The following is a 20,067-nucleotide window of genomic DNA, read 5'->3' as shown; positions in this document are numbered from 1 at the left end:
TGCTTCACGCCGAGCGACGCACGTTGCATTTCGAAGAGCGCCCCTCGCTTAGAAATGTGTTCCTTGCGCCCAACGCTCAGTATGAGGAAATGCCTGAAGCCAGAGTATGAATCTTATTAGAGCTGGCCGCCCTGTGGGACGTAGATAGCTGGAGGTATAGCGAACCGTGAGTAGCGCAAACGGTAAGTTGCGCAATAGTTTTTAGGTGGTTGTCTGGCTCCCTGATGGCGGAAATATGTGTTGAAATCAGGGCAGCATCCTAGCGGTAAGCGGCGTGTTAGCGGCCCTAGTAACTGCTGCCTGTGAACAAGATATCGGCGTCTTGGTACGGAATAGTCCGGTTGTGCACTCGTGATTGGAGCGGAAGTTTCGCGGTGAAAATCTCAGACTTTTTCGGCAAATTGACGAGCGGGGGGGGGGGGGAGCGTTTAATCTGGGCTGTGTGGGTTCGATTAACCCATGTTTAAGTATCGCAAAGCCTTTGGGCTTCGCACGCACAGGAGACACAATGAGGAAATTGAAGAAGTTTGCGGCGCTTCTTGTGGCGAGCACCGCGTTGCTTGCTGCGGGTGGGGTAGTCCATGCAGCCGATGGCATGGTCACGGCCACTGCGAAGCCTGCGCAGATCGTAGACACCGCCAAGAAGGGTGTTATCCACCTGACCAAGTATGATGACGCGGCTGGGAAGAAGTCGGCTGACGGCACCCAGCAGACGGTTACTGGCGCCACGCCGCTTGAGGGAATCGAGTTCACGCTGCGGAAGATCAAAGGCGTTGACTTTTCGACCAATGACGGCCTGAAGGCCGCCGCAGCACTGGACGCGGCTACGCTAGCGGCAGACGTTGAAAATCTGACCAGCGAGGTTCCTGCCGGTGTGAAGGAGACCAACGCTCAGGGTCAGATCGACTTCGACAATCTTGACGTTGGCGCGTACCTCCTCGTAGAAACCAACAGCACGGCTGCGGATGGCAAGACCTATAGGGCTGCCGCGCCGTCGATCGTGTTCGTCCCAACCACCGATCCGGCTAACGAAGATGCGTGGCTGACGGAAGGTGACAAGTATGCCGTTTGGGTATACCCGAAGAACTCGCTTGATGAGAACGTGAAGGCTGTTGTTGACGCCAACAAGCAGGTGGGTGACGACATCACGTTTACCGTGTCCGCTTCGCTTCCGGCTCCAGGCCCTGGCGAGACGATCAACGATTTCGGCTTCTACGACAAGGTGGATCCGAAGCTGGACATCAACGGCAAGGAAGCTGACGTCAAGGTGACTGTTGGCGACACCGAACTTACTCGGGACACCGGCGACGGCACGGGCGACTTCAAGGTCTGGATCAAGGACGGCGGCGAGGGCGGCCAGGACGAGCTCACCGTAATCCTGCTGCCAAATGGCTTGGTCAAGGCGAACGCTGCGAAGGCTGCCAATGCTTCGGCTCAGGCCGTGCTGACCTTCGACGCGAAGGTTCTGGCCTCCGGCGTCGTGCCTAACCAAGCGCTCGTGTACAAGAACACCGGTGTGGGCGAGGGCACCCTCAAGCCCACCGACACCCCTCCGACGCCTGAGGGCTGGGAAAAGACGAACACCACCACGTCCGCATGGGGCAAGGTGACGATTTCGAAGGTCAACGAAGCTAATGCACCGCTCGCGGGAGCTGAGTTCCAAGTGTACTCATGTACCGTTGATGCTGCTGGTAAGGGAACCGTGACTGGCCAGCCGATTTCGGTGAACGGCGTTTCCACCTTCACTGACGAAGCAGACGGAGCCAATGACGGCAAGATCGTGATTGACGGTTTGCATGTGAACGACGCCGAGAACGGCGCTGACAAAGACGTAACGTCCTACTGCTTGGTTGAAACCAAGGCTCCGGATAACTACGAACTCCGCCACGATCCGATTCCGGTAAAGGTGCAGCTCACCGGCATCGCAACGGCTGAAGCAAAGTACGAGTACGATGCGGACGGCGTGCTCACCAGCTACTCCACTTCGACAACCGTGCAGGAACTCAACACGGAAGTGCAGTCCCTTGCAGTTGGCGTTGATGTGGTGAACATCCCGGTCAAGACGAAGCTCCCAGCAACCGGTGGCGCAGGTATTGCGATCTTCGGTCTGCTCGGCGCGGCCGTGATCGGCGGCGGCTTGTACGCGGCAAAGCGTAACAACCGCGAAACCGCCTAACTGGGTCAAAGCTGGTTGCCCCGGCGCATCATGCGGCGGGGCAACCACACCAAGTCAATACAACAAGGGGATGAGGTGACATGGGAGTAGTGCAAATCCAAGAGGTTCAGCGTAAATCGGCCTTCCGCCAAGCTGGCGTGCCAGCGCTGATCGTGCTGATCGGTATTGCGATCTTGCTCTACCCCATCGCCTCCACTCTGTGGAACAACGGCGTGCAACGCCAAGTGGCAGAGGCATACTCTCAGTTCGCTGAAGAGCTCGACCCCACGGAGCGCAACGACGCCCTCGAAGCGGCTCACGAATACAACCGCACGCGCACGATCGGCCCGATCCTTGACCCGTGGACCGCTAGGCTTTCGGAGGACAACGAACCCTACAAGGCATACCTTGAACACCTGAATCTTTCCGACGTGATGGCCCGGATCGTCATCCCAGCCATCAACGTGGATCTGCCCGTCTACCACGGAACCCGCCCGCACGTGCTCGAACGCGGGGTGGGGCACCTGTTCGGAACCGACCTGCCGGTAGGGGGCAGCGGCACACATTCCGTGCTCACGGCACATACCGGCCTGCAAACGGCCACGTTGTTCGACAACCTGGCAGACCTCAAAGAAGGCGACTCCATCTACATTGACGTGTACGGCGAAAAGCTAAGCTACGTCGTCGTCGGAACCGAAGTGGTGCTGCCCGAAGAAACCGAAAGCTTATACAAGGAAAAGGGGCGCGACCTGCTCACCTTGGTCACCTGTACGCCGTACGGGGTGAACTCCCACCGGCTGCTGGTACACGCCGAACGCGCCCTGATGGACGAGGCCGCCGAGGCGGAGATAGAACAGACCGGGATGGCGATCCAGTGGTGGATGTGGCTGTTCGCGGCAGGAGCACTGATCACGCTCGTGCTCCTCGTGAGGTTTTTGGTAAACGGCGGAAAAAGAATGTTGAGGAAGAATGAAACTCGGTAGCTGGTGGCTGGCGGCCACGATTGCGCTGGGTGCACCCTTCGCGGGTGCGTTCGAAACCGACTGGGTAGATAGTTCTGCGCAGCGGCTGTGCGACCACACGCAACTGACCGTTCAGATTCCGCAGCCGAACCCGTACGACGACGTGCCGGAAGGCTCGTTACCCGAACCAACCGGGGCAGGATTCACCGTGTCGGTAAGCCGGGTACACGGGCTTGAAGCCCTCGACTTCGACCCAGAGATGGCTGTTGAGCGCGCCCGCGCGATGGATGTGGGCGAGCCGCACGTGCAGGTCAGCGACGCGAACGCGCAGGCCGTGTTCACCGGGCTGCCCGAAGGCGTATACATTCTGGAGATTGACGCGCCAGTCGATCCGGCCTACCAAAAGGCCTACGTTGACGACGTACTGATCTCGATTCCCGTGGCAGGAAAATGCAACGGCACCGTGACCGCGAAGATTCACTACGAACCGCAGCCCCAAACACCACCGGGTGAGCCGCCGGTAAATCCGCCGACGCCACCCAAACCGCCGGGTGAACTCGAATGGACAGGCGCCAGCGTCATAGGGCTGGCAGCCGCATCGATCGCCTTGATCGGCGGCGGAATTGCGATTGCTAGGAAGGCACGGAAGGAGGAACTGGCATGAGGATCTCAATGAAGCGCGTATGGGCGATGTTCGTGGTTTTTCTGCTCACCTTCGGCGGAGTTATGGCCGTTGCTGGCCAGGCGCAAGCGGCCACCCAAGAAGTGCAGTTGAGCGGGCTAACGCTAAAACGAGCCGGCCTCCAGTGGGAGTTCACCGGTTCTGCCAACGTGGCTGGTAAAATTACGTCAGTTACCGTTAAGTCCGCAGCTTTTGGCAATGGTAATCGTAAGCTCAAGTCGCCTAACGCTTTAAACCAAATACTGGTTAACGGGCAAGCACAATCGCGGAATATTACATCACCCTACCTGGATGTGAATTCTTTGGCATTAAATCACAGCGGTGACACAGTGACCCTGACGCCGACCGCGCCTATTTCGGTCAATGCGAGCGACTCGGTGACGGCCAAGCTACATTGGCAAACTGCTCCCGTGCCACGGGACGTCGAAAAGGACATGGCCGTCGTCGTAACGATCGAAACGCTTGATCCCGTACCGCCGGATCCAACCGAGGAGCCGACCCAGCCTGAGCCTCCTGCTCCTGACCCCGGCGCCGATCCGACCACGCCTCCCGAGCCTCCTGCTCCTGACCCCGGCGCCGATCCGACCACGCCTCCCGAGCCTCCTGCTCCTGACCCCGGCGCCGATCCGGGAAGTGGCAGCGGGTCGACTACCGGCGCGAGCTTCGAGTTCGACGGTACCCCCGGCTCACTCTTTATCTCGCTGGGCAAGGGTTGCGAAGAGACCGGGCCGTTGAACGGTACGTTCACGCTCACCAACACTGCCAACGGCACATCTGTGGAGATTGCCGTGATTGACGGCAAGGGCAGCGTCAAGAACCTGAGCCAGGGCACATACACGCTAAAGCAGACGGGTGCGGCCGCCGGCTACACTGCCTCACCCGACGTAAAATACGTTCACGTAGACCAGGCGGGCAACGTGTGCGTTAGCGATGATGCAGGTGGCTGCGGTGCTACCGGTGGCAGCGGAAGCAGCGGCGTCGTTGTAAACCGTGAATTCAAAACAACGAATCCTGCTGGGCAGGCTAGCATGAGCGTTGGGAATGAGAACTTGGCCGTGATTCATGGCAATGAGAACCCTCTCCTCCCGGCCCGTCCTGGAAGTGAAATTTCCGGCGCTAGGGTAGTTAGTCCGAACACCCAAGGGGTAGCCAGGCTCAAATTCGATGTAGAGATAAACGAACCGGTCAACCCGGGAGACTACTTCTATATTGATTTATCCGACGTGTTCGCTTTTGGGGAACTAACCGCCGTATCTGAATTTGTCGTTCCGATTATTGATCAGACGAAGGGTAAGACGGTTGCTTACGTGATCGCAGAATCGACAGAGCCTTCGCACGTAACGAAGGATATTTCAAAGCGGGGCAAGGTAATCTTTACAAGCGAGGTGTTTGGCTCGAATTCCGTGAAGCTCACGGGAGTCGACATCCCGGTCAATTTTGATCGCTACACTGCTGCGCAACCGGGCACCTACGCCGCCGATGTAAGCGTTGGTGGGTACAAGGTCCAAGGGGAGAACTTGTATGTCGTTTACCCTAAGCTTTTTAATCAAGATAACGGTCTGAGTGCCGGAATTATCTTGAATAAGGCAAGCTTTGCGGGCGATTTCGAAGTGATCTCCTATGTTAACGCCAATGACATCACTGCTAACGGAACGAATGTTCGCACCAATCGAACCTCGGGTCGTCCGTTTCATGCCACTGTGACGCTTCCAAATGGAAGTGCCTCCCCGTCTTTCAGGGTTTACGAAGTTGACCGGTCGGTGGCGATGCCGGCGTCGCTAGCTGTAGATGATGAATGGCTGAAAAACAACGCTAGAGAGATCGAACCGAGCACGTCGGGATTAGGAATTCGGCGCAGGTTCAACCTGCCTTCGAGGACGAACAATCAGTACATCATCCGATCGAACTTCTCATTAGCGCCGGAAGATCAAAACGGCGCTAAGGCGGAAATCTCCGCCGTTTCGGGCAATCTAAGGTCTGGTGGGGGAACGTTCTTCGGGCAGACCGGAGGGGGCGGCTCGGCACAAGTAGAGGCGCTTCCACCGTCAGTTACACCTGGCCTAGCTGAGTTCGTGAACTGCAACGATCCGGATCCTCAGCCGCAGGACGTCACCGTGTCTGTGACCAAGGTGGATTCGGACAACACGGCGTTGCCACTTTCGGGTGCAGAGTTTACGCTCTATCCCTCGGACCAGGACGGCGATCCCGACTATACACAGGCCAAGGTGCTTTCCAACCGGCAGGGGAGCAACGAGCATACGGCCACGCTACAAGGCGACGGCGGGGTCTACCACCTAGTGGAAACCAAAGCGCCAGATGGCTACTCGCTGTTACTCCACCCGGTGACGTTCAGCCTGGTGCGTGGTTCTGATGGCACCGTGAATTTCAAGTTGAAAGAAACCGGTGGCACGCTGATCAAGGGCCACGTTGACACATCTAGTGGCGTACCCGTCGTCCGTATTCAGGTGGCAGACGTGAAAACCGGCCAGTTACCACACACCGGCGGCGTGGGCGTCGTGCCCAATGCACTGGCAGGGCTAGCTGTGATCGTCGGTGGAATGTATCTGGGCCGCAGAAACACGGCAGTTTAAACCATCGTTTATCAACAGTCATTCGCGGCGCCTCGGCTCTATTCGAATGGAGGCTGGAACTGCGTCGTCGTATACTATCTGCATGCCTTTTGGGCGATGTTGGTTTACAACTTTATACGGGGATGATCGGTTTCGACGGCGGTGACTGCCGAAGGGAAGCGGGTAGAGGAGGCAGAGTCATCTCTTTAACGACTCTCTGCAAACTATAACTGCCAACAAGCAGAAGTCTGACTTCGCCCTCGCTGCTTAAGCGCGAGCGCCTTTAAAGTCCGTCAGCCTCGCGTTGCTTTCGCGTGAGATGTCTGGCGTCATCTAGGAAGCCACTGAATCGCAGCAATGTTGCCGGGCTGTGATCGACACTAGGTAACTATGTTCGTCAGCAACTTGTCTGTGTGAGTGCTGGAGCTGAAAATAACGTTTAACAGACTGCACCCGGAGAAGTCTTGGGTTTTGCATCGTCGGACGGGAGTTCAATTCTCCCCATCTCCACTGCAAGGGGCGTTCACTTTGCATCAAAGTGAGCGCCCCGTTTTGTTGCCAATGCCTCGCTCCCGCGATACTTGCTTCGTTCTCGCCAGAGATTTATTAGCAAATAATGCGTCGCCGCAATTATGTATGTGTCGCGGGAGGAAGGGCGGAAGGCAGGAAGGCGGGAGGGGCGGAAGAGTTGAGAAGGAGGTTGGCCTCCATCTACCTAGCTCGTTCCTCTTTATAGAACTGCAGATGCAGGTCGTTAGGATCAGGCGAAATCTCTGGCCAAACCTCAGCTTCAGCGAAGTTTACAGGCAGGATGATACCGATCTCGGCGAATTCCTCACGTATCGACTCGTATTCGTCTTCGTCATCCCACGACGAGCGCACCGCTAGCGCGGCAGCGACACCATCGCCTGCAAGCAACTGAAATTGGCCCTCGTTGTCCTCTTGCACGGTGGGAGCCTCATCCAAGGCGGTCTCGCCTATGTCGTAACCTAGGCCGATGAGTAAGCTCGAGCCTTTTCAAGGAGAATATGCCAGTCTTCTGCTAACTGCGGATTGGTCATTCATACTCCTCAATACTGTTTTGCGCCTACAACGAGGCTAAATCGTTGGGGCTGGGAATGCCAGTAACACAACCGGCTGTACGTGAAATGGTCAGAGCTTGAGTGCCGCCTCATCTTGCTTGGGGCTCGGCTCTTTCACGTAGAGATCGTTACTCGCGAGTGCGGCATGCCAGCACTCATGGGCGTGACAACTGCCACCACAGCGCTCACCAACGGGCACCTCATAACCGCTGACGGAACAGCCGCCAGCTGCCAGCCCGCCGATTCGCCAATGACGCGCATGCCGTGTGGCGCAGTCACTCCAATGGTTATTCATCGCGAGACTGGTGTTCAACTATCCGGTAGTGTTGAAGCATTCGACTGGATTCGCAAGTTTGCACCTATCGAACTATGCCGAGTTAGTGGGCGCGATTGCCAGTCATCGCATGCGGTGGAGCGCACCGCAGTTCGGATGTGATCGCCATCAAGAAACGAGGTACATGGTGGTATCGAAAAAGACTATGACAGTAGCTGCGGCCCAGATGTCGTCGTCAACCGATTGGCAAGAAAACCTCCAGGTTGTTGAGAAGTACATTCACCAAGCTGCGGAGGCGGGGGCGCGCATCGTCGTTTTCCCCGAGGCCACGATCGCCAGTTTTGCCAAACCGGTTGCTGAATCCCATGAGGCGCTCGATGGCCCGTTTGCTGAGCGCATTCGCCAACTGAGCCGGGAGGCTGGAGTCGTCTCCGTGGTCGGAACTTTCGAGCCAAGTGGTGACGGGCGCTCTTACAATACGCTCCTGATTACAGGTCGTGTTGGGGGCGAGGACGTCGAAGCACGGTACCGGAAGATCCATTTGTACGACGCCTTTGGCAACCGTGAATCCGACACGGTAAAACCAGGAGACGAGCTCGTCGTCATCGATATCGACGGCGTCAAGGTCGGCTTTGCGACCTGCTACGACGTTCGGTTCGCGGACCAGTTCCATGCTCTTGGATTAGCCGGCGCACAGCTGGTGTGTCTGCCCGCGGCATGGGCAGAAGGCCCCGGCAAGGCCGAGCAGTGGGATCTGCTAATTCGTTCTCGTGCCATGGATGCCCAAGCTTGGCTTGTAGCTTGCGATCAGGCATGGCAACCTCCGCAGGGTGCTGCTCCGTTGGGAGTCGGTCGCAGTGCAATCATCGACCCTCTTGGCGTCGTTCGATCTCGGCTAGATTCAGCGCCTGACCTTTTAATCGCTGACATCGACATCGCCAAGGTCGATGACGTTCGAGCTCGTGTTCCCGTGCTTACCACTCTTTCAACCCAAAACTCGTCACCCAATCTATAAAACGCGCGCAAAATCAGCGCACCCACCCGCCCGTACGTGAGAGGAAATCATGCATACCCTGAACCTATCTGTCGTTGGACAAGATCCGATAACCGTCGAAGTAAAGAACGTCGTGAACGCCGGCTATGCAGGCCGTGACCAAGCGAGCGTGCGCGCTCACATCGAAGAGCTCGCCGAACTTGGTGTTCCCGCGCCATCAACAACCCCAACCTTGTACCCGGTGGCCAATTACACCGCGACGACCAACTCTCACATTCAAGTGGTTAACGATCAGACTTCAGGAGAGATGGAATACGTCATCATCTTTCATGGGGGAAAGAAATACCTCACTATTGGATCGGATCACTCTGATCGCGAACTCGAGGCCGACAACGTACCCAAAGCGAAGCAAATTTGCCCGGACTTCATGGCTACAGAAGTGTGGGATTACGACGAGGTGAAAAACCACTTCGGTGATATCAAGGTGCGTTGCGAGGTCATCAAGGACGGCGAAAAAACGCTGTACATGGAAGGCACCATGGCCGACCTTTTAGGAATCGAGGAGTGGATGGAAGTGCTGGCTGAACGCGGACTTGATAAAGACGGCACCATCTTCTTCTCTGGCTGTTGGGGCACGATACCAGACAGTTTTATTTACGCCGACCGCTACGAACTGACGATGACGGATGGCGTACTCGGCCGGACCATTGAGGCCGCCTACGACGTCGAGGTGCTTCCTCGCGGTATCGAGTAAGGAACGAATCTCGTGATGGTTGCAGCTCAAATTATTCTCGTTATCACCCTGTTGTTGATGATTTCCGGCAGGGTGCCCCTGTATATCACGGCGGCAATGGGAGCGGCTATAGCCGCCGTCGTCGCCGGATATTCACTGATGGGAACCGACGAAGGAACCGTCACCGAATTGTTGCGCATTGCGCTCAATCCGGTGATTCTCGATATGGCCGGAGTGCTGATGTTTATCGGCATCCTCCAGCATGTAGGTTACCTTGATGTCATCGTCGCTCGGCTGATCGATATTGGCAGGGATAAGGGTGGGGCACCCGGGGTCGCTACAGCAGCCGGCCTTGCTGCTGCGCTTCTCGGTGCTGTTACCTCTTTTACGCAGCCAGTTGTGATGGCGACAGTCGCAGGTCCCGCTGCCACTCGCCTTGGCCTATCACCAAACGCAACAGCGGGCACGATCTCGATGGCTAACACAATTGCGAATCAGGCCGGTTTTACTCACCCCACTTTCCTCGCCGTGCTCGGCCTTACCGGTGTCAAATTCGGAATCATTAACGTGTGGGGATTTCTTGGCGGAATTGGTATTTTTATTGCTGCCTATTTCAAGGGTAAGAAGGACATGCTCAAAGCGGGCATTGATCTGAAGAAGGGACGCGAAACAGGTGAACTGTCCGAGATGGATAAGCTGCCTGAGGGCCACCCGTCATTCGCTGTGGCAGTCTTTCCGTTCCTCTTACTGGTTGTGCTTTTCTTCGCCGGCTTTCCGGTTTTCCTTGTGGGAATGGTGTCGAGCATCGTCGTCTTGATCATGACGCGAACCAACCCTGCGCAGGGCGAATCCGCGATGGTTGAGGGTGTCAAGATGATTGCGATCCCCGTCGTCGCTGTTATCAGTTTGATGTTCCTATCGACGGTGGTCTCGCGCGTGGGCCTCATCGACACCTTAGGGGAGTGGATGGCGCCCGTCCTCGAATTCGCTCCCGTGCAAATCCTCTTCATCATTTCGGCTATCGCAGGAACAGTCACGCAATCCTTCTCCGCTTCAGCGCCGATCATTTTGCCGTTTACCACGCTCGTACTGGGTTTGGGGGCCGACCCGGTTGCCACGTCATTCGCGGCCATTTCAGGCGCGGCAATTATGCAACTTTTCCTGTCTGGTGGAGCATTGACCGCTCTGCCGGTCGTTGTTGGCGTAGTGCCCGGGTCTAATCAGCGTGAAGCTAATAAGTGGCAGCGTCCGTGTCTGCTAATTGGTCTTGGGATCAGCTTCTTGCTGACGTTCGTTATCGGGTTGTTTTAAGGACTCGGCGTTCGCTTCGTTGGGTTCACTGCGCAATAGCTTCTTTCGGATTTCGATGAGGTCGACGGCGTGGCGCTCAAGTGCTCGGTCCTCCGGCAGGCGCGGTACCCAGGGGCGTACAGAGACGTCGTCGCCGGCGTCGTTTCGGGCCGAAAAGACCACGATGCAATGCGTCGTCGTTCGTAACTCGGTGCCGCGCGGATCCCCAGACCGGACCCAGACCGACACGTGCATCTCATTGCCTTCGGTGTAGATCAGCCGGGCGTCAACCTCCACTAGATCGCCAATCATCATCGGACGGTAGAAACGGAAACCGCCAGCGTAGGTCGCTTCAGCGCGCCCGTGGCACCAGCGTTCGGCGACCAGTTGGCCGGCCGTCATAATCCAGTGCATGACGTAACCACCGTGTACTTTGCCGCCCCAGTTCACGTCGGTTGGTTCAGCGAGAAAACGTAGTGTTTCCCGGCAAGCTTCCGTGGCATCGCTGTAAACCTGGTCGACCATTGCTTCTTCAATTTCCCTACGCACTTCGCTCAATGTGAGTGAACGTTCGTGCTCGGTACGGCTCCATTCATCGTAGGGTTCGAATGTCGGCACGGGGGTTGGCTTACCGCTGGAATCCATGGCCACGAATGCCAATAGACACTGGGTGTTTAAGATTGGCTCCGGTTTTTGCGGGCTGTATGACGAAACGGTACACACAACCTGCAGGGAGGTGCGGCCTGTGTAAACTACTCTGGCCTCGACCTCGACCATATCGCCGGCCGCAATAATCGAAGAAAACCTGATGTTTCCAACGTAGCCGGTGACTGCGTATTTTCCTGACCACGCCGCGGCGCAGGCGTAACCAGCCTTATCGATCCATTCCAGGATTTTTCCGCCATCGACATAGCCGTGAGTATTCACATCGGTGGGGGCGGCTAGAAAGCGGAGTGTGACGGCGTCGCGGCGGGTTGTCATAAACGTCTCCTAGGTACAGTGGCTGTAAGCGTGCGCTTTGATAAAGCGAGTCTATCTGGGAGGCGTACACTCGAGTGCGGCCTGCGAACATTTTCGGTTATTTTCTGACTGATAAAACGGATACTGAGTAGCCGAAAATGTATTAGTCAGATTGGTCGTAGTGCCATAGCGTGATTAGCGCGGCGAGGGCAATCGGCACGAACGCGATGAGAGTTTGCCACCATTGTGCTTGCGAGGGCGAGATGCCTGAAGAAATAGCCGGCTGGAAATCGACGAGGAAATGTGCGGCTATTGGAAAGATGAGCTTCTGTGTTCGCACGTATAGGGCAGAGAAGACGAGTCCGAAAACCGCCGCGTAAAACACCTGTTGAACGACGGCGGTAGGTGGCGCGAAAGCTAGATTCGCCAGGTGCATGAGTCCGAATAGAATCGATGAGGCCAGAGCTGCCAGCAGGATTCGATTCTTTGAACGTGCCCAAAGCTGTAGGAACGCGCATAGCATCAGGCCTCTTACCAGAGTCTCTTCAAATAGTGCGGCGGTGGATGCAAACAGGGCAGTATTGGCCGCCACAAGTGGTGCTGCGGAGAATACTGCGGGCAGATTCCGTGCTGCGATAATGATGAGGAGCAGTAGGAGCAGGGCGAACAAAATAGTTTGAGCGATCTTGCCCGCAGGTTTCAGCCCACCAACCTTGATTTTTGTGTTTCTTAGGAAACCGTTTCCTAGTTGCCAGGAGCAATATGCAAGGGCGGCCCCCAGAACGAAGCCTCCAGCTGCCGCTATGAAGTGCCTCGTGGCAGGGGCATCGTCCGCAGGTTTGAGAATCAGTGTGACCACAACGAAGATTGCGTAAATTGCAATCGATCCCAGTAACTGAATTTTGGGCGAAATTTGCGTTCGTGTTTCCATGGCGTACTTTCTGAATGCAGACTTTTAACGGAAAAATTTTAGCCAGAATGCGCTCTGTTGAAAAGCGGCGCTCCCTCAGTGAACTTGCCCTGCTCGGTGAAAACCTTGATACGAGTTACGCCCTAATAGTGGTACCGGCACGCTGCGATGAGGATCGCCTCTGCCACCAAAGGTAGTCTTCCCACGCGCTCTCATCCCAGATATAGCGCATGATGGCTATTCTTCGTCATCGATCAAATCGTGTTCACTTCCACCGGTTTCAAGGCGCTCAATGGCGTCGAACAACCTCCTAGCGTTGCGGGGCGAGCGTAAGAGATCGGCGGTTTCGCTAAGCGAGTCGGGTTCGTCGTCGACGAACTCCAGTATCTCGCCCACTGAACACTCGAGTACCCTGCAGATTCGTTCCAATGTTGAAAACCGTATCGCTTTAGCGCGCCCATTTTTGAGAACGGCGACGTTGGCTGGGGAGAGGTCAACGGCGGCTGCGAAGTCTCCTACGCTCAGGCCCCGTTCGGCGAGCAACGTGTTGATGTTGACCTTGATCAAATCACCGCCTCCAGTTCATCATGCTCAGCGCGCAGATGGTCAAAAGCGCGCACAGCGATGGCGCCCAAACAAAACAATCCGATCGCCCCAGTTGCTGACGCCAAAGCTCCGAGCATGACGGCGGGGCCACCGGCATGGATCGTTGCGAATAGGTGAATCGCGGTGGCTACCGGGATCAGACAACCAAGGGTCGCAGCGCTCGCAATAGCCTTGATTACCTTACGTGAGGAGTCACTGAAGAATCTTTCGTGTTTGCTATGCCGAAGGAGAATCCCAATGAGAACAAACGCGATCTGAAAACACAGGAGTGTCAAGACGCCCAGAACGGAGTACGGATCCACCAGATGTGAGACTTCCGGAAAGTCGAAGGCTATTTGTTTGGCGGATATGGGCACGAGAATTTGGCCAAATAAGAGGCCGAGGATAAATAGGCCGAGGGTGGCCAGAGTTATTCGATATAGCGATGTTGGCATATATCGATTATCGATAGAAATCTAGCGAAAGTCAATAGCTTGAGGTGTGTTTGCGAGAACACTCTGTGTGGCTGAACTCTGAGAGTCATTTCCTTATAGTTTCACCGACGTAGACAAACCCAGTTACCGGCGTGGCCTGCGCCCCATTTTTCAAAGTGAAGCTATTTTCCGCGGCCCGCTCGAGACCTTTGTAATCGTAGAAGAGGAAGCGAGCCCCGGTTCGCGCCAAAGCACCCCGATAATTCTTGGCGTTCGCATGTTTTTTCTGGCCTTCTACCATCGCGGCAATGATTCCCACGGGCCTGCCTTTGCGAACTGCCAGCCTGATCCACGTCGCAGAATTGAGAACAGCCAACACGTTGACCTGAATGAAGTCGTTGAGGAATTTGCCGGCTGGCACCATCTGATGCAAGTGAAAAGCCTCATTGAACATCGGGTCGAGTTGCTTGGCATATTCATTGCGAAAGTCTCGGCTTTGGGTGGAACGAAATCACCGCGACGCCAAGCTTGATCATCGTCCAAGCTCCACAGCTCGTGAATTTCACCCAACGTCAGGCCTTCCCATTCACCCACATTCATTTCATTGAACAAACAAAGGTATATCGGGATCTCATAACCAAGCACGTGCGCAGTTTTTCCGGCTCGCAAAAGCTCCGAAGTGAAACAAAGCTGCGGGGCCAAAAAGCAATTGCCTTCCGTAAAGCGAGCGCCTGATTCTCGCCGGTTTCCGAAAGAGCGCGATCCGTGCCACCTTGCAAACGGTGCCGCAAATTCCATTCGGTTGCGCCATGTCGAACAAAAACAATTTCCATATTTCTTTACCTTGTGCCGTTCTTTACTGCACTTTCTCGTTATCCGCGTGGTTTTCATCGTCAAACAGCGTGTCCGGTTCAGCAGGCGCATACACCCTTAGCTGATCACCTGTTCGCAACTGTGTGTTCGTCTCGGAAACCACGCTGATACGGTGCCCGCTTGGTGCCGTGGCACCGAAATAATCATGTCGGGAGCGTTTTCTAGGGTGTGAGTTTGTCCGTGATCACAATTGATTTCGCTCCGAGGTGGGAGCTTATTTTCAGGACGAGTTCGAGATTTGAGGGTGGTTGGCGAAAGGCGAAGGCGAGCAAGACGTCGTCCTCGCGCATTGACTGCAGTGATTCAGCAATGTCGCGCGCTTCCTTGAAGGACGACGCCGGTGTAGCCGAAACGGTGCAAACGGCGGGTAGCCATGCTCACGAGAGCGGTGGCGTGCCCGGCTGCGAATAGATAGATTTTCCGGGTTGAGCCGAGGATGTCGGCAGCTTGATCGAGCTGCCGACTGAGCTACGAATTTTGGCATCGCGGACATGGCTTCGAGCTCAACTTTGATCATGGTTGCGAGAATCGTCGAATCGGCTGATTCATCGAGGAGCTGGCGGAAACGATCACCCGCTCCCGCAAAATCGTTATTGAGTTCCTGCTAAAGTTCCGCGGGAAGTTCGATGTAGCCCTTGAATCCGAGTGCGTGTGCACACCGCGTTGCTGCTGCGGGATGTAGGTTGACGCGCTTAGCGACTTCTTCGCCGCGCCAAAGGGGTGCCTCTGCCGGGCGGGAAAGGATCTCGTTGGCGATAGCAAGATCGGCATCGCTGAGATTCTGGCGGTGCTTGTTGACAATGCCTCGGAAGCTCAGGCCTTCAGCATATATGCAAAAAACTTGCAGCAAGCTAACAAGCACAATTTAATGAACGCTTCCACAAGTGTTTATCTGACGTTTGGTGACGGGTTTCCAGTGGATAAGATTCTTTGCCAACCTGGCCATCTTTAGCGCACGTTTCGTTGGTGTAAAATTACTCCATGCCGTGCACAGAGTGCGGCCAACAACGGCGTTTATGAGGAAGGTACAGTGGCGTTTCTATCTGAAGAACTGCTCGGCACGATTGCATCGCGAGCCGCGGAAGTCGACCGAGAGAACTCGTTTCCGCACGAAGATTTCGAGGATCTTAAAAATGCCGGTTATTTCAAAGCGTTCGTTCCCGAAGAATACGGTGGTCTTGGACTAAGCAGCGAAGAGATCTGCGAGAATCAGATGTTGCTGGCCAAAGCTTCCCCGGCCACGGCACTAGGCATTAACATGCACCACATTATCGTCGGGCTTGGCCGTCATCTTGTAGATTGTGGCGTTGAATCAGGCAAGCAGATCCTCGAGGGCGCGGCAAACGGTGAACTCTATGCCTTCGGCATCTCCGAACCGGGCAATGACCGCGTACTGTTCGGCTCGATCACGAAAGCCAAGCAGGAGAGCGACGGCGGCTATTCGTTCACGGGTTTGAAGGTCTTTACATCACTCGCGCCCGTGTGGACGAAGCTCATGGTGTATGGCCATTCCGAGGAAGACGGCGGCACCTCCGTCTTCGCGCTTCTTGACCGTGACCTCGACAAGATTGAAATTAAAGACGACTGGGACGTCGTCGGTATGCGGGGCACGCAATCTCATTCGACAATGCTTAACGGCGCTTACGCCCGACCCGAGCAGTTACTTCAGAAAGTGGCACCTGGACCGTCCATGGAGCCGGTCGTCTTTGGAATCTTCGCGTGGTTTGAAACCTTCCTCGCCGCAACCTATCTCGGGATCGGCTTGCGAGCGATTGAAGTGGCTGCCGAGTATGTGAAAAAGCGCCGTTCGGTGCTCAACGACGACGTCTATGCCAACGATCCAGCCATTCGGTGGCGTTTGGCCGATGCTGCTATCCGGATGAACTCGGCGCAGGCAGAGGTGACCCTGATTGCCCGCGATCTCGATGCGAAAGTCGATCGCGGCGCCCTTTGGTATCCGCAGCTGTCGGCAGCGAAGAACGCGGCTTCCGAAGCGTCTTTCCATGCGGTTCAGGAGGCCATCCGTTCGTGCGGTGGCGGCTCATACTCGAATAGCAACGAGCTCAGCCGTTTGTACCGTGACGTGCTTGCCGGCCTGTTCCAGCCTTCCGATCAGGAGTCCTTGCACGCCGCGTGGGCGAACGTCGTTCTCGGATGAGTTTCAGCTGGGTGTTGAGGGGCGGGATGGGCCAGAAAATAGTCATCAGGCCCAGCCCGCCCTCGCGAGCGGTAGAATGCTTTCATGCGCGGAGAATACAAAGTAACTGGCGGCAAGCTTGTAGCCGTCGATGTTGATGTAGAAGACGGCAAATTGGCCAATGCGTCGATTTCGGGAGACTTCTTCCTCGAGCCAGATACGGTAATCGACGATCTAAATGCGGCGCTCGAAGGCATGCCCGCTGACTCGTCGGTGGCAGATATGGCCAAGGCAATCGAGATTGCTGCGGGTAAGGCCGAACTGATTGGTTTCACCCCCGAAGTGGTTGGCATCGCGGTTCGGCGCGCCCTTGGTAAAGCGGTGGCGTGGCACGACCTCACGTTCGACATCATCCATCACTCGCCGATGAATCCGGCGATGCATGTCGCACTCGATCAGGTGTTACCCGCTTCCGTAGGAAAAGGGGAGCGGGAAGCCGCGCTTATTATCTGGGAGTGGGACGATCCGCTCGTCGTCATCGGATCATTTCAGTCTTATAAAAACGAAATCGACCAAGAGGCACTCGAGCGGCACGGAATGCGGGTGGTACGCAGAGTGACAGGCGGCGGTGCAATGTTCATGGAAGCCGGCAACTGCATCACGTACTCGTTGATCGTGCCGACAGCTCTAGTGGAGGGCCTCAGTTTCGAACAGTCCTATGCGTACCTTGATGAATGGGTGATTGCTGCACTCAAGAAGGTTGGGGTCAATGCTACCTACGTACCGCTGAACGATATTGCCTCGGATAAGGGCAAGATCGGTGGAGCTGCACAAAAGCGCTTCGCGGACGGATCGATGGTCCACCACGTGACGATGAGCTACGACATCGACGCCGATAAGATGCTTGACGTGCTACGCATAGGGCGCGAAAAGCTCTCAGATAAAGGCACGAAATCCGCCAATAAGCGCGTGGATCCGATGCGCTCGCAAACGGGCATGGCGCGTCAGGATATCATCGAATCGTTCTTGGATACCTTTAGGGAGCGCTACGATACGCGCGATTCGGACTTCACTGAAGATGAGCTTCGGCAGGCTGAAGAATTGGTGGCATCAAAGTTCACCAATGACGAATGGACGTATAAGGTTCCGTAGTCGCGGTTCGCGTATTGCGGCTTTCTCGCCGTCTAACCGGCCACCGGGCTATGGTAGGGCTATGAACGAAACTATCCGCACACAGCTCGCACATCGCACGATCCGTGAATTTACTGATGCCCCCATTCCCGAAGAGACGATGCAGACTCTGTTCGACGTGGCTATCCGAACGTCCACATCGAGAGGTTTTCAGCAGTCTGTGCTGATCCGAGTTAAAGATCAGGCCAAGCGCGATGCGTTTGCGCGCATCGGCGGCCAAGAATATATTGCTCGCGCCCCGGAACTCTTGATTGGAGTGCTAGATGCCCGCCGTGGGATCCGCATTTTGGAGGAAAAAGGCGAACCCACCGAAGGCGCTGCCAACATGGTTGTGTTCCGCGAAGCTTTTACCGACACCGTGCTGATGATCCAAAATCTTTCAGTTGCCGCGGAGTCTTTGGGCTTGGGCGTTACTCATCTTGGCTCGGTGCTCAATGATTATTCCGCGGCGATTGAGCTGCTTGAACTTCCACAGTACACATTCCCCGTCCTCGGCGTGATCCTGGGATATCCGAATCAGGAGCCGCAGCTCAAACCGCGCATGGATAAGGCTTTCCGTATTCACACCGATGTCTATCAGGAGCCGGAATCGTGGACAGATGCGCTGTCAGACTACGACGAGGAAATGCACACCTACTACGATCTGCGTGATGCAAACCGGCGCGTTGACCAGTTCACTACACAGATTGCGCGCAAGTTTATTGAGAACGCAGATAAACGTAGCCCGATCCCGCACATTAAGGCTCAAGGTTTTAACGTGGCATAGTCAGCAGGCTTACCAATAGGATTGAGCCATGTACCACCATCGATTCCAACAAGAGGTAATTGAGTCCACGGGCGTCAAGCCGGAAATTGATCCTGCGCATGAGGTGGAACGGCGCGTCCAGTTCCTTTACGACTATATGCTCGCCACCCATACGAGGGGTTTCGTTTTAGGTATTTCTGGAGGAGCGGACTCGACGCTGGGCGGAAGGCTCGCGCAGATGGCTGTTGACAGGCTCCAGCTGGAAGGCCATGAGGCAACTTTTATCGCAGTTCGTTTGCCGTACGGGCTACAGGCTGACGAGGCGGACGCCGCTGCGGCGCTGGAGTGGGTGGGCGCGCAAAGGGAAGTCACGATGAACATTGCGGAAGCGACCGATGCGCTTGCTGAGTCATATGCCGAAGCGATGGGCGAGGGGCTCACAGATTACAACAAGGGAAACGTCAAGGCGCGCCTGCGAATGATCGCGCAATATGCGATAGCTGGGGATAACAATCTGCTCGTGCTTGGATCTGATCACGGAGCCGAAAACGTCACCGGATATTTCACTAAATTTGGTGACGGCGCGGCAGATGTCCTACCACTTTCGGGCCTAAACAAGCGCCAAATCAAATCTATTTTGCAGTTCCTTGGCGCGCCGGATCCGCTTTGGCAGAAGGTTCCGACTGCCGATCTTCTTGATGGTCAGCCACTGAGAACCGATGGGGATGAACTCGGCGTCACATACGACGAAATTGACGACTACCTCGAAGGCAAAAAGATTTCTGAGACTGCGGCAGCTAACATCGAACAAAAGTGGGTGCGCGGACGGCACAAGCGCACCACGCCCGTCGCGCTCAATGACACGTGGTGGCGCGCTTAGGAGCTGTGTGGCCAGTGTGAGACCATTGCCGCTGCAAGGGGGCGAAGTTGGTTGGTTTGAACACGTTGAGAATTTGCGGATGGGCTAATGCCCACAGCAATGGCCGTTTCCTGATTCGACTCACCGGTCAGCAGACCAAGTAAAGTTCGAACGACGGAGGGCTTGAGCTCGGATACGGACACGTCGATGAGTTGCAAGGAAGGCGCGAGTCGAGGATCGTCGTGGTTGACTCCAGTGCGGACTCCCGACCATCCAGAAGTTTGGTACAGCTGCTGAACGTCTTCCAGTGCCGCCCGCGCATCCCACCAAGCTGAGCCATCCTGGATGCCGTCCCCGATCTCTTCGATGTCACCGAGGCCGATTCCGAATCGGATGTCGGAACCGTGTGAGAGCATACGTAGACGGAGAAGATGTGTTGCCTTGATAGCTTCAGCAAGCCTGCCGAATACGCCCTGTACCTCGTCGCCCACGGTGGGCGCGATCGGGCTGATTCCCATGGGCAGGTATTTCAGTGCTTCCATCAGAGTGCTGTGAGAGGATTTCCGTGCGGAGCCACGCGACGCAACTAGATCTCCAATAACAGCCACATATGTACTTTCTTCCTTCATCG

At 55.8% G+C, this 20,067-nt stretch carries 21 protein-coding genes, 1 other RNA gene and 1 pseudogene; 13 read left to right on the top strand and 10 right to left on the bottom strand.

Going from position 1 to position 20,067, the window contains the following annotated elements:
* Positions 1–508 precede the first annotated feature (508 nt).
* The 5 genes from J2S70_RS01640 to ssrA all read left to right on the top strand — a co-directional run bounded on the left by J2S70_RS01640 (position 509) and on the right by ssrA (position 6,882).
* Positions 509–2,176: a SpaH/EbpB family LPXTG-anchored major pilin gene (locus J2S70_RS01640; RefSeq protein WP_307682008.1), complete on the top strand. Its 1,668-nt coding sequence runs from the start codon at positions 509–511 to the stop codon at positions 2,174–2,176.
* 80 nt (positions 2,177–2,256) lie between these two features.
* On the top strand, positions 2,257–3,138 hold the full coding sequence (locus J2S70_RS01635; protein ID WP_307682007.1) for a class C sortase: 882 nt from the start codon (positions 2,257–2,259) through the stop codon (positions 3,136–3,138).
* Positions 3,125–3,781: a hypothetical protein gene (locus J2S70_RS01630; RefSeq protein ID WP_307682006.1), complete on the top strand. Its 657-nt coding sequence runs from the start codon at positions 3,125–3,127 to the stop codon at positions 3,779–3,781. The genes J2S70_RS01635 and J2S70_RS01630 overlap by 14 nt, the downstream gene beginning before the upstream one ends.
* Entirely contained in the window at positions 3,778–6,390 is a 2,613-nt protein-coding gene (locus J2S70_RS01625) for a SpaA isopeptide-forming pilin-related protein (protein WP_307682005.1), read from the top strand. The genes J2S70_RS01630 and J2S70_RS01625 overlap by 4 nt, the downstream gene beginning before the upstream one ends.
* Before the next feature lie 118 nt (positions 6,391–6,508).
* Positions 6,509–6,882, top strand: a transfer-messenger RNA (tmRNA) gene (ssrA, locus tag J2S70_RS01620).
* Positions 6,883–7,080: 198 nt separating this feature from the next.
* Here the strand turns inward: ssrA and J2S70_RS01615 are convergent.
* Entirely contained in the window at positions 7,081–7,335 is a 255-nt protein-coding gene (locus J2S70_RS01615) for a hypothetical protein (protein WP_307682004.1), read from the bottom strand.
* 261 nt (positions 7,336–7,596) lie between these two features.
* Between J2S70_RS01615 and J2S70_RS08805 the strand changes: the two genes are divergently transcribed.
* From J2S70_RS08805 to J2S70_RS01595, 4 genes are read left to right on the top strand one after another with little or no spacing between them, the layout of a single operon-like run.
* Positions 7,597–7,887, top strand: coding sequence for a hypothetical protein (locus tag J2S70_RS08805; RefSeq protein WP_407702642.1), 291 nt, complete (start codon positions 7,597–7,599; stop codon positions 7,885–7,887).
* 43 nt (positions 7,888–7,930) lie between these two features.
* Positions 7,931–8,740: a carbon-nitrogen hydrolase family protein gene (locus tag J2S70_RS01605; RefSeq protein ID WP_307682002.1), complete on the top strand. Its 810-nt coding sequence runs from the start codon at positions 7,931–7,933 to the stop codon at positions 8,738–8,740.
* 49 nt (positions 8,741–8,789) lie between these two features.
* Positions 8,790–9,473 (top strand): DUF2848 family protein, encoded by a 684-nt coding sequence (locus J2S70_RS01600; protein WP_307682001.1) that lies wholly within the window; start codon positions 8,790–8,792, stop codon positions 9,471–9,473.
* A 12-nt stretch (positions 9,474–9,485) separates the two neighbouring features.
* Positions 9,486–10,763: a hypothetical protein gene (locus J2S70_RS01595; protein ID WP_307682000.1), complete on the top strand. Its 1,278-nt coding sequence runs from the start codon at positions 9,486–9,488 to the stop codon at positions 10,761–10,763.
* Here the strand turns inward: J2S70_RS01595 and J2S70_RS01590 are convergent.
* The 8 genes and pseudogenes from J2S70_RS01590 to J2S70_RS01565 form a co-directional block, all read right to left on the bottom strand.
* Positions 10,710–11,723, bottom strand: a complete 1,014-nt coding sequence (locus J2S70_RS01590) for an acyl-CoA thioesterase (RefSeq protein ID WP_307681999.1) — start codon at positions 11,721–11,723, stop codon at positions 10,710–10,712. The genes J2S70_RS01595 and J2S70_RS01590 overlap by 54 nt on opposite strands.
* Before the next feature lie 142 nt (positions 11,724–11,865).
* Positions 11,866–12,633: a CPBP family intramembrane glutamic endopeptidase gene (locus tag J2S70_RS01585; protein ID WP_307681998.1), complete on the bottom strand. Its 768-nt coding sequence runs from the start codon at positions 12,631–12,633 to the stop codon at positions 11,866–11,868.
* Positions 12,634–12,849: 216 nt separating this feature from the next.
* Positions 12,850–13,179 carry a helix-turn-helix domain-containing protein gene (locus J2S70_RS01580; protein WP_307681997.1) on the bottom strand — a complete coding sequence of 110 codons (330 nt, stop codon included), beginning with the start codon at positions 13,177–13,179 and terminating at the stop codon, positions 12,850–12,852.
* Entirely contained in the window at positions 13,176–13,652 is a 477-nt protein-coding gene (locus J2S70_RS01575; protein WP_307681996.1) for a DUF2975 domain-containing protein, read from the bottom strand. The genes J2S70_RS01580 and J2S70_RS01575 overlap by 4 nt, the downstream gene beginning before the upstream one ends.
* A gap of 85 nt (positions 13,653–13,737) precedes the next feature.
* Positions 13,738–14,085, bottom strand: a complete 348-nt coding sequence (locus J2S70_RS01570; protein ID WP_307681995.1) for a hypothetical protein — start codon at positions 14,083–14,085, stop codon at positions 13,738–13,740.
* A gap of 38 nt (positions 14,086–14,123) precedes the next feature.
* A pseudogene (locus tag J2S70_RS08800) lies at positions 14,124–14,309 on the bottom strand (histidine phosphatase family protein); the annotation flags it as partial.
* Positions 14,228–14,464, bottom strand: a complete 237-nt coding sequence (locus J2S70_RS08795; RefSeq protein WP_407702620.1) for a histidine phosphatase family protein — start codon at positions 14,462–14,464, stop codon at positions 14,228–14,230. The pseudogene J2S70_RS08800 and the gene J2S70_RS08795, both read right to left, overlap by 82 nt.
* A 644-nt stretch (positions 14,465–15,108) precedes the next feature.
* Entirely contained in the window at positions 15,109–15,354 is a 246-nt protein-coding gene (locus tag J2S70_RS01565) for a MurR/RpiR family transcriptional regulator (RefSeq protein ID WP_307681994.1), read from the bottom strand.
* A gap of 180 nt (positions 15,355–15,534) precedes the next feature.
* Here J2S70_RS01565 and J2S70_RS01560 point away from each other — a divergent pair, with 180 nt between their 5' ends.
* The 4 genes from J2S70_RS01560 (at position 15,535) to nadE (ending at position 19,457) form a co-directional block, all read left to right on the top strand.
* Positions 15,535–16,662: an acyl-CoA dehydrogenase family protein gene (locus tag J2S70_RS01560; protein ID WP_307681993.1), complete on the top strand. Its 1,128-nt coding sequence runs from the start codon at positions 15,535–15,537 to the stop codon at positions 16,660–16,662.
* A gap of 84 nt (positions 16,663–16,746) precedes the next feature.
* The gene (locus J2S70_RS01555) at positions 16,747–17,793 is read left to right on the top strand and encodes a lipoyl protein ligase domain-containing protein (protein ID WP_307681992.1); all 1,047 of its coding nucleotides are present in this window, start codon (positions 16,747–16,749) and stop codon (positions 17,791–17,793) included.
* A gap of 61 nt (positions 17,794–17,854) precedes the next feature.
* Positions 17,855–18,598: a nitroreductase family protein gene (locus tag J2S70_RS01550; protein ID WP_307681991.1), complete on the top strand. Its 744-nt coding sequence runs from the start codon at positions 17,855–17,857 to the stop codon at positions 18,596–18,598.
* A 28-nt stretch (positions 18,599–18,626) separates the two neighbouring features.
* Positions 18,627–19,457, top strand: coding sequence for an ammonia-dependent NAD(+) synthetase (gene nadE, locus J2S70_RS01545; protein WP_307681990.1), 831 nt, complete (start codon positions 18,627–18,629; stop codon positions 19,455–19,457).
* Here the strand turns inward: nadE and J2S70_RS01540 are convergent.
* Positions 19,454–20,065 (bottom strand): SatD family protein, encoded by a 612-nt coding sequence (locus tag J2S70_RS01540; protein WP_307683351.1) that lies wholly within the window; start codon positions 20,063–20,065, stop codon positions 19,454–19,456. The two genes, nadE and J2S70_RS01540, sit on opposite strands and share 4 nt — an antisense overlap.
* Positions 20,066–20,067: the final 2 nt, after the last annotated feature.

Source organism: Trueperella bonasi (assembly GCF_030811535.1).
Taxonomy (GTDB): Bacteria; Actinomycetota; Actinomycetes; order Actinomycetales; family Actinomycetaceae; genus Trueperella; species Trueperella bonasi.
Note: the sequence above shows the minus strand (reverse complement) of the source record. Positions and strands in the feature narration are given on the sequence as shown.

Bases quoted from the DNA above. Each gene is read 5' to 3' on its own strand.
- J2S70_RS01640 (WP_307682008.1), top strand. From the start codon at position 509: ATGAGGAAATTGAAGAAGTTTGCGGCGCTTCTTGTGGCGAGCACCGCG.
- J2S70_RS01635 (WP_307682007.1), top strand. From the start codon at position 2,257: ATGGGAGTAGTGCAAATCCAAGAGGTTCAGCGTAAATCGGCCTTCCGC.
- J2S70_RS01630 (WP_307682006.1), top strand. From the start codon at position 3,125: ATGAAACTCGGTAGCTGGTGGCTGGCGGCCACGATTGCGCTGGGTGCA.
- J2S70_RS01625 (WP_307682005.1), top strand. From the start codon at position 3,778: ATGAGGATCTCAATGAAGCGCGTATGGGCGATGTTCGTGGTTTTTCTG.
- J2S70_RS08805 (WP_407702642.1), top strand. From the start codon at position 7,597: ATGCCAGCACTCATGGGCGTGACAACTGCCACCACAGCGCTCACCAAC.
- J2S70_RS01605 (WP_307682002.1), top strand. From the start codon at position 7,931: ATGACAGTAGCTGCGGCCCAGATGTCGTCGTCAACCGATTGGCAAGAA.
- J2S70_RS01600 (WP_307682001.1), top strand. From the start codon at position 8,790: ATGCATACCCTGAACCTATCTGTCGTTGGACAAGATCCGATAACCGTC.
- J2S70_RS01590 (WP_307681999.1), bottom strand. From the start codon at position 11,723: ATGACAACCCGCCGCGACGCCGTCACACTCCGCTTTCTAGCCGCCCCC.
- J2S70_RS01585 (WP_307681998.1), bottom strand. From the start codon at position 12,633: ATGGAAACACGAACGCAAATTTCGCCCAAAATTCAGTTACTGGGATCG.
- J2S70_RS01575 (WP_307681996.1), bottom strand. From the start codon at position 13,652: ATGCCAACATCGCTATATCGAATAACTCTGGCCACCCTCGGCCTATTT.
- J2S70_RS01570 (WP_307681995.1), bottom strand. From the start codon at position 14,085: ATGTTCAATGAGGCTTTTCACTTGCATCAGATGGTGCCAGCCGGCAAA.
- J2S70_RS08795 (WP_407702620.1), bottom strand. From the start codon at position 14,464: ATGGAAATTGTTTTTGTTCGACATGGCGCAACCGAATGGAATTTGCGG.
- J2S70_RS01555 (WP_307681992.1), top strand. From the start codon at position 16,747: ATGCGCGGAGAATACAAAGTAACTGGCGGCAAGCTTGTAGCCGTCGAT.
- J2S70_RS01550 (WP_307681991.1), top strand. From the start codon at position 17,855: ATGAACGAAACTATCCGCACACAGCTCGCACATCGCACGATCCGTGAA.
- nadE (WP_307681990.1), top strand. From the start codon at position 18,627: ATGTACCACCATCGATTCCAACAAGAGGTAATTGAGTCCACGGGCGTC.
- J2S70_RS01540 (WP_307683351.1), bottom strand. From the start codon at position 20,065: ATGAAGGAAGAAAGTACATATGTGGCTGTTATTGGAGATCTAGTTGCG.